This is a genomic window from Tardiphaga sp. 866_E4_N1_4 (assembly GCF_052076075.1).
Lineage (GTDB): Bacteria > Pseudomonadota > Alphaproteobacteria > Rhizobiales > Xanthobacteraceae > Tardiphaga > Tardiphaga robiniae.
Genome location: NZ_CP197242.1, coordinates 3,213,438 through 3,226,104, shown reverse-complemented (window position 1 = coordinate 3,226,104; position 12,667 = coordinate 3,213,438). Strand labels below are relative to the sequence as shown.

Below are 12,667 nucleotides of genomic sequence, written 5' to 3'. Positions count from 1 at the left end.
TGGACTTGGATTGCCGATCGGCAACTCGTGGACATCCGATGCTGTCGTGATGACTCTCATCGAATGGAATCCCCGGCCAAGTGACGTCCCGACATCACGCTGCTAAGGTCGCGGCATCGCACATGCAGTCTTGGCGAGCTTGTTCAGGTGTCGAGTAATTCGCGCGCAAAGAGCTCTTCCGGGGCGATCTGCTGGGGGATCATTCCATCACGGAAGGACCATTCGATCATGCGTTCGACAACCGCGCGATTTGCCTTGAATCCATTCGGCCAGAAATCGTGACCCATGACGTCGATCGTACGTTTGACCTCCCGGCCCAACCACGGCAGCGAAACCTTGAGAGCCTGTTCCAGATGTAGATCCTCCATCGCCATAGATTGGGCCTCTGCAAATGCGTCGAACACCTCCCGAAGTATGCCGGGTTCTGCGACGGCAAGATCCCTTCGGACGGCCATCAGATGCATGATCGGGAAAATCCTCGTTTCCTTGAAGTAAGCTTCTTCGACAACACGAGTATCCTGAAACAGTCGAGCAACGCGGCCATCACCAGACTTGAACGGTTTGATCGGCTTGTAGGCTAGAACGGCATCGATCTCACCTGCGAGCAGCATATTGCTGAGAAGCTTGCCCTCAGGGGCGACGGTCAGGTCGATGTCGCGGTACAATTTAGGCAATTCAATCGCGTCGCGTTCTTTTTCGTCGACATCTCCCACGACCCAGCGCAACTCCTCGGAGCCGACCCCGAATTGATCCCGCAGGGCTCCGCGTGCAGCAAGCGCCGCGGTCATGGAGAATTCGCGCACGCCTATACGGCGGCCGCGTAAATCTTCCGGCCCGGAGATGTTGGCGTCTGTCCGAACGTAGAAGGTGCCATGCCGAAAGCTCCGCGACGGAAACACCGGAACGCCCACGTAGGGGCACTTTCCGGCAACGGTTAGCCGCAGGTAGTTGCTGAACGAAAGCTCGCTCACATCGAATTCGCCGGTCGTGAACGCCCTGGCGAATATTTCTTCCAGAGGCAGGTCGATAAGTTCGACCGAACGCGACTTGAGGCCTACGCGACCGTCGTAAATTGCTTGGGTACGGTCATAGCGCCACGTCGCGACGCTAAGAGGAGCAGTGTCGGTCATCGTGATGGTTCCGAGTTCAAGGTGAGGATAGGTATCGCTGGGTCAGGGAGTGATGTCGCCATCAGCCGGCGCCTGCGTCTTCCGCTTGCCGACGGCCTTAAATTCGAGCCAACCAATGAGGCTGTTCAAGATGATCATGAAGATCATCATGATTATGAGCATCGCGAAGACGCCATTGGGCTTGTAGGACGTACTATACATGTTGAGCCGATATCCCAGGCCTTCCGAAGCGGCCAGGAACTCGCCCACAATCACACCGATGAGCGCGAATGGGAGGCTGAGGCGAAGTCCATTGGCGATCCATACGCGGGCGCCGGGGAGCTGAACCTTTAGGAAGATGTGCCAGGGAGTCGCGCCCATGACACGTGCCACGTTGACTACCGCTTCATCGACGCCACGAATGCCGGACAGCGTTGAAAAGAAGGTCATGAAGTAAACCAAGGTCGCCGCGAGCACAATTTTGGAGCTCAGGTCGATTCCAAACCAGATGATGATGAGTGGTGCCAAGGCAATGCGCGGGATGCTGTTGAGCGCCACGAAGGCCGGATCAGCCACGTCGGCGACGAACTTCCATCGCGCGAGGAGGGCACCGGTTAGAATGCCGAGAGAGGAGCCGATGCAGTACCCCGCCGCCATCTCGATTGCGGTTATCATGAGGTCCCGATAGAACTGCGGGTCGGCGAGATCATGCTTCAGGACATCCCAAACGCCGGATGGACTGCCGACATAGAAGGGGTCGAATATCCCCCCGCCGCCGAACTGCCAGAAGCAGAGGACGATGACGATGAGTACGATTTGCGTGATGCGGACGCTTAGGGTGTAGCGGCGACGGGCATCCGCGAGTCGAGCAGCTTCGGCATGAGCGAGTTGAAGGCTCCGCTCCGAGATCTGAGCGTTCGTCATCGGGAGGATCCTTGGACTTGGCGCTCCAGTTCGAGCCAAAGCTTGTCGTACAGCTCGCGAAATTCGGGGCTATCGTGGATACGGAATACGTCTCGCGGGCGCGGCAAGGGGACCGGCTCGATCCGAGCGACGCGCCCGGGGCGGGAACTCAGAAGAACGACCCGATCGCCGAGGCAAATTGCTTCATGAAGATCATGGGTAATGAAGACGATCGTCATGTTTTTTCGCTCCCACAGAGCGAGGATCAGGTCTTGCAGCTTGGTGCGTGTCTGAGCGTCCAGCGGACCGAAGGGCTCATCCATCAGGATGACCTTCGGCTCGTAAATCATCGTCCTGACGATGTTCGCTCGCTGGCGCATGCCACCTGACATTTCATCCGGATAGGCGTTCTCGAAACCCGCGAGGCCCACCAGATTGATGAGCTCACGCGCCTTGGAGTGCCGCTCGGTTCGGGAGATGCCCGCGATCTCGAGCGGAAAGGAGACATTGTCGATCAGGGTGCGCCAATTCATCAGATTTGGCGCCTGCGTCACGTAGCCGATATCACGCGTGACGCCCTTCAAACCTTTGCCGTCGATTGTCAATTGGCCCTCGGTGGCGGGAAGCAGCCCGGACACCATATTGAGGATGGTCGACTTGCCGCAGCCACTCGGGCCCACGACGGTCACAAACTCCCCCTTTTCGACGTTGAGCGTGAGATCCTCGACCGCCGTCACCACTCTTTCCGGTGTGACAAACCGCTTCGAGACGTTGTCCAGGCGCAACATTTCTGCGATCTCCAAGCCTATTTCGGCAAATAGGCGCCGGAGATGACCGCTTCGTAGGGCACGGGCTTGTCGATTACCCCTGTCGCGAGCATGAATTCGAGGGCAGCATCGTAAGCTCGGTGCGAGATCGTTCCGGACGGTTCGATCGAGGCCTGCGTGTTGTCTAACGATGCTTTCAAGATCGCAGGATCGAGTTCGCCGAATTGCCTCTGCAAATCCGGAAGCTGCTTTTCAAATGGAGTCGTCTTGACGTAGACCAAGGCGCGTTGAAGCGCGCGAACGACCTTCCGCACATCGTCTTCGTTCGTCTTCGCAAAGTCCGGCCGGACATACAGCATAGCGAAGAGGAACTCGCGGTATTTCGGGTCATCGCCTTGCGTATTGTTCATGAACATAATGGATTTACCGCGGCTGACCGCGATTTCGGGCGTGGGGCTCGCAATGCAGCCAACGTCGATTTGCTTGTTCTCGGTCGCGGCCATCATTGCGGCACCGGCGCCGACGCCAATCACCTTCGCATCCTTTTGTGGCGTCAATCCCGTGCGCTTCAAGTAGCTTTCCGCTAAGAGGTTTGTGAAGGCACCTGGGCGGGTCCCGCCGAGGACGAGCCCCTTGAGCTTTCCAAGCTTGTCATCGATCGGTGTCGTCTCGGTTATGCCGAGCTGATCCGCCCTCTCCTTGTTCATGAAACAATTGATGCCGATGCGATTGGTGAGGCTCATGACGCCCAAAAGCGTCTTCCCGCCGGAATAGGCGGAGAGGAGGCGGTTCGGCGTAGTGGCGGAGAACTGCACGCTCCCGGCGATCAAGGCGTCGACATCGGGGCCATCACCGCCGACTGTGACCACGCTCATGTCGATGCCTTCGTCCTTGAAGTAGCCGAGATCGGTCGCGGCAATCACAGGATAGTAGATCAGCGCCTTCACCGGGATGGTGATGCGCAGTTTGGTCTCGGCACTGGCTTGTGCGATGCCCGAAGCTGCCATGAAGAGGCTGGCGAGGGCGACACCCGACATAACACGGCAAACGAAACGCATTCGGAATCTCCATTTGGATTTGATCAGGGTCGATCGCAATGACGATCGTTCAGCTCAGCTCACTCAAGAAATATGCCGCGATTTTTTGCTCAACCGACGTAGGCCACAACGTCGATCTCGACCAAAATGCCGGGTGCCAAAACGCTGCCGACCGTCGTCCGGACCGGGCAAGGCTCAGGCACCAGCTCGGCATAGACGACGTCGTAGCGTTTGAAGTTATTCAGATCCGAGAGGTGCACCGTCGATTTGACGACGTCAGCCATGGATGCTCCGGCAGCCTCGAGAATGCCGCCGATGTTTTCAAGCGTTCGCCTGGTCTGCTCCTCGATGGAGGCGCCCACGATTTCGAGCTTTGCATCGCGCGCGCTTTGACCTGCGACATAGATGAAGTCTCCACAGCGCAGCGCCGCACTGTAGGCGCCCCGCGGCGAAGGCAGATTCTCGGGAAGGACGATTTTCTCTTTGGGCATCTTGTGCTCCGTCAGTTGTAGTTGATGACCAGATGCTTAATTTCGCTCATCTCATCCATGGCGTAACGAGTTCCCTCGCGCCCGAGACCCGACTCCTTCCATCCACCGAACGGCATGTTGTCGATACGGTAGATCGGGACGTCATTGATCATCAGACCGCCCACTTCCCAATCTTCCAAAGCCTTGAACGCTTTGCGCAGGTCGTTGGTGAAGAGGCCGCCCTGCAAGCCGTAACGGCCGGCATTGGCTCGGGCGACTGCGTCTTCGAACTTGCCGAAGGGATTGACCGTGAGTACCGGACCGAAGATTTCCTCGTCTTCGACGAGCATGCCGGGACGCGTCCGAGCGAGCACGGTCGGTTGCACTACGGCATCTTCCCGCGTGCCGCCGACAAGGACCTGAGCGCCGTCGTTCTTGGCGCGGTCGACCCAATCCTGAATACGTCTGGCCGATCCCTCATCGATAACCGGGCCGACGTCTACGCCTTCGGCGCCCGGATCGCCCACCTTGCAAGCCTTCACCTTGGAAACTAGCAGGCTTACGAATTCGTCGTGAACCGCCTCGTCGACCGTGATGCGCTGAACGCCGATGCAATATTGACCGCCGTAGACCACGCCGCCGCGTACGCAGCGGGTCGCTGCGACCTCGAGATCCGCGTCCTGACAGACGATGACCGCGCCGTTGCCGCCTAATTCCAGGGCGACGCGCTTTCGGCCGGCGATCGATTTGATGTGCCAACCGACCTTTGCCGAGCCGGTGAAGGTCACCATCTCGAACCGTTCATCACGGACCATCTTTTCGGCCAGATGCACCGGGCAATGAACTACGCGCAGCGCGTCTGCGGGCAGGCCGGCGTCCTTGAGAAGTTGGGCGAGAAGTAGCGAAGTGAGCGGTGTCTGCGGCGCGGGCTTGAGGACGACGCTGTTGCCTACTGCAAGAGCCGGCGCGACCTTGTGGAGTACGAGATTCAGCGGGAAATTGAATGGCGCGATCGCGAGGATCGGCCCCAGTGGAAATCGGCGGGCGATGCCAATTCGGCGGGCGCCTGCCTGAAGCTGCTCCAAGTTGGCATCTCCGAGATCGATGCGTGCACCGCCGTCGCCGGTCGTTTGATACTCGAATATACCAGCGTCGGCATCCAGCGGGACTTCCACACCAGCATGACGGCGGGCTTCCGCCGCGGCGTTAGAGAGATTGAAAATCGCGCGCGCAACTTCGCCGCGGGCGTCGAACAATGGCTTGCCCGCTTCAGCGGAGATCGTACGAACGAACTGGTCGCGACGTTCGCGAAGGAGCTCGGATGCTCGCTGCAGAATGTCGGCCCTCGCGAAACGGGGCAGGCGACGCATGATCTCGAAGCCGCGCTGAGCCGCAACGATGGCAGCTTCGACCGCATGCTCATCAGCGATCGGCATCTCCCCAACAACGGTATTATTATAGGGCGATCGTATGAAATCGACCTTTGAACCCAGCGTCATCCTCTATCCTCAACGTGCTTAAATCGTGAGCAACCTTGATCGCTGCCCTCGTATTGAACGTTGCTCCTTACAAAGCTTTCTTGCAAACAGAGAGATTCGATGGAATCGTTCTCAAAATCAGAAAGGTCTGAGGGTGCTGCTCAATCCGCTGAAGTATTTCGTCGAGACGGCGAGGACGGGATCGATCAAGGCTGCTTCCGAACGGCTCCACGTGGCCGCGTCCGCCATCAGCCGGCACATTCAAATATTCGAGGTTGAAGGCGGCGCGCCACTATTCGAGCGCCATGCCAGAGGTATGGGGCTGACCGCGGCAGGCGAGATCTACATGCGATATGCGCAAGGCGTCCTGGCTGAAGCTGAAAATACTCAGTTGCAGATCGACGCCTTGAAGGGATTGAAACGGGGGCACATCCGTATCTGCTGTGTGGAAGGCGTTGTCGCGGGTCCGCTGTCAGAAGCGCAAGCAGCGTTCAAGCGAGACTATCCTGAAATCAGCTACAGCGTTCGCGTAGTCAGCACGGCGAACGTCATGCGTGTGGTTCGCGACGGCGAAGCCGATGTTGGAGTAGCTTTTCAGTCATCTCCGGTGGGTGGCGTGCACGTTCAACAGCGTATCGTCGATCCGTTACGCGTGATCCTGCGGCCCGGACATCCTCTGAGTAGAAAGGCCGAACTTAAGCTCGCCGACTTGGCGGATTATCCGGTAGCTATGCCCGACTGGACATTCGGAATTCGTCAGGTGATGGACGCCGCGTGCCATATCCATCAGCAGAGATTGAATATCAGCTTGGAGACGAACTCGATCGAGGCGATGCGTTCTTTCGCGCGAACGGGAGCAGGCATCACCGTTCTTCCGTCTCTCGCGGTCAAGTCAGATCTAGTGCGTGGGGACGTGATCGCCATACCGATCAACGAGTCCATCTTCGAGCAATCGTCGATGGATCTGATAGTCCGTGAAGGTCGCAACCTGACTTCGCTCGTGCACGAGTTTCTCGGCTACATGGCCGTTAGCTTCAAACCTATCGAATGAACGCGGCGACCCAACGGCGATCGGGTTGGCTGATCCAATACGGTTACCTTGGAGGACGGACGGATAATCGATCCGGAAGAAGTTTTAGGCCCGCGACGAAAGCGAAGAAGGTTGCAATGGTGGGCGACACCGAAACGACGGAAGGTCTGGACGGAGAGCGCCTACGTCGTCACGCTTTCGGGCGGCATCGCAGCACATTGTCCAATGCAGGCGGCGAGCGGGGTCGCCCGCAAGCTTCGGATCATCGAGGGAAACCCTCGTGCTATTGACGTCCCCAAAAATCGACCCCTGATTTGAATGCCTACAGCGCGGATACAACGTGCTCAAAGACGAATGACCAATAACTGTTCGGAGGCGGAGCCGCCGCGGCATTCGCCCTGCTCCACGGTGCCGGCGACGGCATCTTAACTATCGCCAGAGGCACGTTGCCCCTCTCGATCTTTGGGCCGGAGAACTACGGCTATCGGCTTCCCTATCGCACTCTTGAAGAGGCAAAGATTCCAATCCATGTGGTGACAACGGACATCATCTTGGGAGAAACAGTCGTGTCTCCGAAGGGGCTGTTGAGGATGCGATCGTAGCGACGACAGCAAATCCAGGCGCGTTCGCGCCTGTGAGATACGCCGGACGTTTCCTTTCGGACGGTATGATATCGAGCAACACACCCGTTCGCATCGCCCTGCGCGAAGGTGCCACGCGGTTGATCATCCTGCCGACCGGTTATGCCTGCGCAAATCAGTCGTCGCCCGTCGGGGCGGTTGCAAACGCGATACATGCCTTGACGTTGCTTATCGCGCGGCAGCTAACCGAGGAGATTGAATCGATACCGAGCGCGGTCTCCTACAGCGTGGTGCCTCCGCTATGTCCATTACTGGGATCCCCATATGATTTTTCGAGAACGGAATGGCATATGGAGCGCGCCTATGAAATCACGCAACAATGGATATTGTCCGGCGGCCTCGAACGCGGCGGAATTCCGGACGCAATGCGCCCACATAGGCACATGCCCGCGTGACGGGACACCTTGGCTTCGATGGCAATGCGACGCCATCGGTGACTCGCCAAAACAGGGAAACGCGCGAGGCGGGCTAAATTTCCTCGATGAGGTCGGTCTTCGGGTACACGCCGCAAGCCGGTCGGGGCGCTTTCTTACGAAGAGCGCAAGCGACCTAAAATCGCTCGGGCTCCAGCTTCCGCCGCGTACTGCTGCTCGGCGAGCCTGCAGCGGGCTGCAATTCGGTCCGCGCATTTAGAGCATCGTCCATCTGAGTTGGGACAGGCCGCCCATCGCGCGTGCTAACTCCGGGCGGTAAGAAGTGGAATATCGACCGGTTGGTGATCTTTGGTCATTCGGAGCGAACTGGCGCCATTCTAAATTAGCAAACTGGTCTGCTCTACCATCCGTTTGTGGCGCAAAGCAGCCTAACGGCGTGGGACAACAAACAAATCCCCGTTTGTCGTTTAGATGCCCTGTATTGCGACTCTAATTCCCTGTTCGCTTGCGTAGGGAATTTTCCGGTCGGAAAGTCCTTTCCGTGGGGATTTGACCGCATAGGCGGCATGCTAAGTGGTCAACCTCGTTTCCGCTGGAGGGGCTGGTCCGCACGGCCCGTGTCCGGGCGCGAAACCTTGTCAAGGGCGGGGCCGTTATAGCGCCGGCGGATGCGGGCAACTTCGAGAGCGTCAGGCACGGGCACAGGGTAGCGGCCGTCAAGGCCGCCCGCTCGTGCGTAGTGCTCGGTCGCGGATGCATCGCTGGCATGGCCGAGCAGCGCCGCCACTTTGGCAAGCCCAAGCTGCATTTCCTCCTCGGTCGTTGCGGAAGCGACGTAAACCATCTTGAAGCGGGCCGCCGCCACGTGGCGCACCGACGACAGTGTCGGGTGCGCCGCCTTCATCCTGCGCGAAAACAACGTCTTCGTACTCCGGCGCATCAGGGATTCCAGCGAGTCCTGCAGTGTATCCAACCTACCAATGGCCGCGGCTGCGTTGGCCACGTCTATCCAGTATTTCACTTGGGAAACGAGCTGATCCGGCAGCTCCGTCCATCGCAGAGTGCGGGTCTCGCCGTGCGAGCGGCCGTTGCTATTCTTGCCGTTCACGAGAACGAGCTCCCACGCGTAGCCCGCCAAAGTGCTTGGTCCAAACTTTGCCTTCGGCCACTCGACAAATCGGGCGCCGGTCAGTTCGCCGCAGTCGAGAAGTGCGACGAGCTTGTCCGCGTTCTCGCTCACGGTCGAGCGCACGTGATAGCGGATCCGCACGAGGTCGTCCGAGACGTCGACTTTCTGCTTCCACTGCGAGGTACGCGGACGCTTGCCGGTTGTGCCGCTCTCGCAACGCCAAGCGCGCAGCAGCACGATCGCGGCGTGCAGGGCGACTGCCCGCTGAGGGTGGCGCTTGGCTCCCTGGGTCATGGCAAAAACCATTGCCGACCGATATTGACGGATGCTTGCGGGCGCCAGGTTCCTGGCCATCACCGCCCGGACCAGCTCTTCCGGACTTAGCTTGCGGCCCGCGGCTTTCTCTTCGGTTTCGGCAATTTGTCTGGCGCGCTCGAGGTATCCCGTTTCGGTCTCACTTTTGCGAGACATGATTTAATCCTTGAGCCACGGCGGAAGCAGCGGATCGTGACGGCGGCAGTGGCGGGCAATTTCGCGCACGAACGACTCAGCTGCGAGCTTCGCGTCGCTGAGGTAGCTTGGGGAATAAGGCGAGTACACGATCGTCGTCTCGTTGGACTGCGGCGGCTGGATGTGACCCAGCCACAAAGCGATCTGGTCGTCCTCGACGCCTCGAGAGCGCATGTGGCGACCGAGAGCATGGCGGATTGAGTATGTGTTGCCGCCGGGCTCGAGCTTGGCGCGGGTGCAGGCGGCCATGAAGGCGGTGTCGATTTCGCCGACGGGCTGCGCGCGCCATTGCACGAGATGACCCGGTGGAAGTCCCTCCGTCCAAGGTGCCAGAGTCGCCGGAATAGGGAGCGTCGGCCGCCACTTGCTAGTCTGTACGCGGCCAGGCGGATTGAGATCGATGAGGCCCCGCCGATGATCGATCTGCGCCGCCGTAGCGTCGAGCAGTGCGCCGATCCGGCAGCCGAGACTGGCGAGCCAGATCAGGCAGAACAGAAAATGGATGAACTGTGCCTCGTCGATGACGGCGGCGATCTCCTCGATCTCCATCAAACGGCCCTTGGGCGGCGCCGCACGCAAGTGATTTTTGGTGCAGAAATACGGGACGACCGGCGCGTGATGTCGCGACAGGCGGCGCTCGGCGACCGCCACGGCACAGGCCGCGCGGAAAACCGTCAGGGTCCGGTCGACGCTCGACAAAGCAATACCCTCCGCCATGGCGGCGTCACGGAAGGCCTCGAAAGTGCTGGGCACCATGTGCTGCAGCATCGAGTTGCCCATCAAGCGCTTCATGCGCTCGATCGCGATCAGATTGGATTCAGCGCTTGCCTGCGCCTCGGCTTTCGCACGGTTAAAATCCAGAACTTCAGTCACCGTACGGAGTGGCTTCTGAACCAGCGCGTCTTTGGGGTCACCGGTGACGCCGCGTTCGATCAGGGACCGCACGGTGACGAGTGCCGTTTCGAGGTCGGTCGTGCCCAAGGACCTATAAAAAGACTTTTTATTATCCGGGTCGTAGCAGCCGACGTACAGATTATCCGTCCCCTCGTGAATGCAGACCGAGTACATTCCCATTTTATGGAGCTGAGTGTAGGCCATCAGCGCGTCATGCCCATCGGGCTGGCATCGCCTGCGCGATCCTCCGGCGCCGAGGTTGACCCGTTGGCACTTACGAAGTCGCGCACCGCTTTGGCCGAATAATACATCACGCGAAAGCCGCTGATGACTTTGAGTCTGCCATCCTTTGCCGCTTTGCGCACCGAGCCGGGGCTGAGCCCTAACGTTTCAGCGACCTCAGCGGTGGACAGGAGCTGATAAGGCGAGAGTTCTTCGATCTTGATGGGCATAAAGCTAGACTCCCAAGACTGGACGCAGTTTCCTATCATGACTAACATCACTGTTGCATCGCACGATGTTCGATAGTCCATCAGTTGGTAGGAGTCAAGTTCATGCAAACACCACTGAGGCATGATTGACGGATTCATTTCAGGACGTCTTTCAATCTGGCCATGACGCGGGGAATGCCGAGCAGGTGCTCTATTTCACCGCGAAGGCGGATGCGTCGTATTGTGGAGCTCGCAAGAAGCGTGATGACGTAGCCTGCGGGCAGCCGCCGATACGTTCGGTAGTACCGGAGCGTGAATGCTGCCGCCTGCGACCTTAGAATTTCGCGTTGGCGTATAAGAACCGCTACGCGGCGCGCCAGCCTACGCGGTGGGATGGGCATGCGTGTCCTCCGCGAGTTTCGATAGCGTTTTGCCCGTAAGACTCCACCACAGGGCCAGTTCGGAAGCGCAGGCGCGCGAGCGGAAGAGGTCGATCCCCAGGCGTCGCGCCAGGGCATCGCCATCCATCATCATGGCGGTGGCGACGTCGAGCCCGGCATCGGCGCACGTTTCGAGGGCCCGTCCGGCGACGCGCGGGATGGTCACGGTCGGGATCTCGCCCGCTTCTTTGCGGAGGCGGGTCAGGGTCTCGGCCTGCTCGCTGAGAGGAGGAAAGTCGAAATTGCCGGAGCGGCCGGACAGAACGAGGGCGCGCTGCAGACCGGGTGCGACCTTTTCAATGCCTGACAAATAGGTCCCGGCTTGGGTCATCGATTCCGCCGACGACGTGGACACGACCATGGACAAACCCCGCACGCCCAGGCCTTCCAGCGTTACGTCAAAACCGGTGGAGGCGAGAACGTCCAACCGATGCGCCGAGCTGCCGCCGGCCCAGTCGACGACGACCGCGGTTTTCGTTCTGGGGATTCCGAGGATCTCCTCCCAGAGCGCGGTGAGGACACCCGATAGGCCGCCCGTGCGGTTAGCTGCCGTGGCGAAGTCCTCTGTCCTGATATAGACCTCCCGGTCGGCGGCGCCCGTCTCGGCTGTTTGGCGGCGCCCTGTCTCGACGCGGACGAGCGTCACCGGTCGCCCCTTTTCGCGGATAAGGTGACAGAGGCGGTTGGCAATTGTTGATTTGCCGACGCTCGTGCCGTCCGCGACCACCTCCACCAAATCGGCGGTCTTGAAGTTCACGGTTTTCATCTTAGTCGTCATTCTGCTTGCTCCGAAGCTGTTCGAGGAGGGCCGCCGAGCGGCGGGTGAGCGTCGGGACCTGCGTGGTCACCGGCGAATTCAGCGGGCGCCGAATGTCTGCGAACTGGAGGGAATTAGGCGCCGCATGAGTGGAACTTCTTTGCTGGTGCTCGGCCGACTCTGCCTCGCGACCAAGGTCTGCAGGGTCGTGCAGGGGATCGCAGGCCTCTGCAGAGGAGTGCGCGAACATGCCGGCTCGCGCAGGCGCGTGCAGGGGCGCTTCGGACCTAATCTCCGCACGCTCTCTCGCGCGGGACATGGCGCTGGAGACCGTTCCAGCCGGCAGCGGCGTGCCGTCATTCCGGGCGATGCCGACCTCGGCCAGCATCTCACCTATCATGACAGCGGTAGCGCCTCGCCCGGCGAGATACTCGAACACGGCGAGGTGGTCATCGAAGACGTCCTGGAAGGCGTAACCGAACCGGCCAAGCGCGTCCCGGCCGATCATGATCAGCTCGTCGCGCCTATCCCGGGGCAGACGATCGATAAGGGAGTTCGGAATCTTGCGCGGCGCTCCGGCGTTCATGAACAGACTCCGGCCACGCGCGCGCTTCCACGAGGCTTCAACAAAACCGTCGAATTGCGCGAAAACAGGGCTGTATAAGCTTCAATGGGCGTGATCGAAAGCGGATGGAAA

13 protein-coding genes and 1 pseudogene are annotated in these 12,667 nt (G+C 59.7%); 3 read left to right on the top strand and 11 right to left on the bottom strand.

What is annotated here, in order from left to right; translation table 11 throughout:
* Positions 1-143 precede the first annotated feature (143 nt).
* The 6 genes from AB8B20_RS15720 to AB8B20_RS15695 all read right to left on the bottom strand — a co-directional run bounded on the left by AB8B20_RS15720 (position 144) and on the right by AB8B20_RS15695 (position 5,785).
* Positions 144-1,130 (bottom strand): ABC transporter substrate-binding protein, encoded by a 987-nt coding sequence (locus AB8B20_RS15720; protein WP_439074732.1) that lies wholly within the window; start codon positions 1,128-1,130, stop codon positions 144-146.
* A 42-nt stretch (positions 1,131-1,172) separates the two neighbouring features.
* Complete coding sequence (locus tag AB8B20_RS15715) at positions 1,173-2,033, bottom strand: ABC transporter permease (RefSeq protein WP_439074733.1); 861 nt, start codon at positions 2,031-2,033, stop codon at positions 1,173-1,175.
* Positions 2,030-2,800: an ABC transporter ATP-binding protein gene (locus AB8B20_RS15710; RefSeq protein ID WP_439074734.1), complete on the bottom strand. Its 771-nt coding sequence runs from the start codon at positions 2,798-2,800 to the stop codon at positions 2,030-2,032. The genes AB8B20_RS15715 and AB8B20_RS15710 overlap by 4 nt, the downstream gene beginning before the upstream one ends.
* A gap of 17 nt (positions 2,801-2,817) precedes the next feature.
* On the bottom strand, positions 2,818-3,786 hold the full coding sequence (locus AB8B20_RS15705; protein ID WP_439074735.1) for an ABC transporter substrate-binding protein: 969 nt from the start codon (positions 3,784-3,786) through the stop codon (positions 2,818-2,820).
* 140 nt (positions 3,787-3,926) lie between these two features.
* Positions 3,927-4,307: a RidA family protein gene (locus tag AB8B20_RS15700; protein WP_439074736.1), complete on the bottom strand. Its 381-nt coding sequence runs from the start codon at positions 4,305-4,307 to the stop codon at positions 3,927-3,929.
* Positions 4,308-4,318: 11 nt separating this feature from the next.
* Positions 4,319-5,785, bottom strand: a complete 1,467-nt coding sequence (locus tag AB8B20_RS15695) for an aldehyde dehydrogenase family protein (RefSeq protein WP_439074737.1) — start codon at positions 5,783-5,785, stop codon at positions 4,319-4,321.
* A gap of 25 nt (positions 5,786-5,810) precedes the next feature.
* Between AB8B20_RS15695 and AB8B20_RS15690 the strand changes: the two genes are divergently transcribed.
* From AB8B20_RS15690 to AB8B20_RS15680, 3 genes and pseudogenes are all read left to right on the top strand, one after another.
* A complete protein-coding gene (locus AB8B20_RS15690; RefSeq protein ID WP_439074738.1) occupies positions 5,811-6,815 on the top strand; it encodes a LysR family transcriptional regulator in 1,005 nt (334 codons plus the stop codon).
* Between the two features lie 344 nt (positions 6,816-7,159).
* Positions 7,160-7,285, top strand: a pseudogene (locus AB8B20_RS15685) (MFS transporter); the annotation flags it as partial.
* Positions 7,286-7,389: 104 nt separating this feature from the next.
* Positions 7,390-7,830: a patatin-like phospholipase family protein gene (locus AB8B20_RS15680; RefSeq protein ID WP_439075055.1), complete on the top strand. Its 441-nt coding sequence runs from the start codon at positions 7,390-7,392 to the stop codon at positions 7,828-7,830.
* 556 nt (positions 7,831-8,386) lie between these two features.
* On the opposite strand, the gene AB8B20_RS15675 is transcribed toward AB8B20_RS15680, so the two are convergent.
* From AB8B20_RS15675 to AB8B20_RS15655, 5 genes are all read right to left on the bottom strand, one after another.
* Positions 8,387-9,409 (bottom strand): hypothetical protein, encoded by a 1,023-nt coding sequence (locus AB8B20_RS15675; RefSeq protein WP_439074739.1) that lies wholly within the window; start codon positions 9,407-9,409, stop codon positions 8,387-8,389.
* Positions 9,410-9,412: 3 nt separating this feature from the next.
* Positions 9,413-10,546: a hypothetical protein gene (locus AB8B20_RS15670; protein WP_439074740.1), complete on the bottom strand. Its 1,134-nt coding sequence runs from the start codon at positions 10,544-10,546 to the stop codon at positions 9,413-9,415.
* Positions 10,546-10,794, bottom strand: coding sequence for a helix-turn-helix domain-containing protein (locus tag AB8B20_RS15665; protein ID WP_439074741.1), 249 nt, complete (start codon positions 10,792-10,794; stop codon positions 10,546-10,548). Before AB8B20_RS15665 ends, AB8B20_RS15670 begins: the two co-directional genes overlap by 1 nt.
* A 360-nt stretch (positions 10,795-11,154) precedes the next feature.
* Positions 11,155-11,991 (bottom strand): hypothetical protein, encoded by an 837-nt coding sequence (locus AB8B20_RS15660; protein WP_439074742.1) that lies wholly within the window; start codon positions 11,989-11,991, stop codon positions 11,155-11,157.
* Positions 11,981-12,556 (bottom strand): hypothetical protein, encoded by a 576-nt coding sequence (locus AB8B20_RS15655; protein ID WP_439074743.1) that lies wholly within the window; start codon positions 12,554-12,556, stop codon positions 11,981-11,983. The genes AB8B20_RS15660 and AB8B20_RS15655 overlap by 11 nt, the downstream gene beginning before the upstream one ends.
* Positions 12,557-12,667 lie beyond the last annotated feature (111 nt).

Coding starts and splice junctions, on each gene's coding strand:
- AB8B20_RS15720 (WP_439074732.1), bottom strand. CDS start 1,130: ATGACCGACACTGCTCCTCTTAGCGTCGCGACGTGGCGCTATGACCGT.
- AB8B20_RS15715 (WP_439074733.1), bottom strand. CDS start 2,033: ATGACGAACGCTCAGATCTCGGAGCGGAGCCTTCAACTCGCTCATGCC.
- AB8B20_RS15710 (WP_439074734.1), bottom strand. CDS start 2,800: ATGTTGCGCCTGGACAACGTCTCGAAGCGGTTTGTCACACCGGAAAGA.
- AB8B20_RS15705 (WP_439074735.1), bottom strand. CDS start 3,786: ATGGCAGCTTCGGGCATCGCACAAGCCAGTGCCGAGACCAAACTGCGC.
- AB8B20_RS15700 (WP_439074736.1), bottom strand. CDS start 4,307: ATGCCCAAAGAGAAAATCGTCCTTCCCGAGAATCTGCCTTCGCCGCGG.
- AB8B20_RS15695 (WP_439074737.1), bottom strand. CDS start 5,785: ATGACGCTGGGTTCAAAGGTCGATTTCATACGATCGCCCTATAATAAT.
- AB8B20_RS15675 (WP_439074739.1), bottom strand. CDS start 9,409: ATGTCTCGCAAAAGTGAGACCGAAACGGGATACCTCGAGCGCGCCAGA.
- AB8B20_RS15670 (WP_439074740.1), bottom strand. CDS start 10,546: ATGGCCTACACTCAGCTCCATAAAATGGGAATGTACTCGGTCTGCATT.
- AB8B20_RS15665 (WP_439074741.1), bottom strand. CDS start 10,794: ATGCCCATCAAGATCGAAGAACTCTCGCCTTATCAGCTCCTGTCCACC.
- AB8B20_RS15660 (WP_439074742.1), bottom strand. CDS start 11,991: ATGACGACTAAGATGAAAACCGTGAACTTCAAGACCGCCGATTTGGTG.
- AB8B20_RS15655 (WP_439074743.1), bottom strand. CDS start 12,556: ATGAACGCCGGAGCGCCGCGCAAGATTCCGAACTCCCTTATCGATCGT.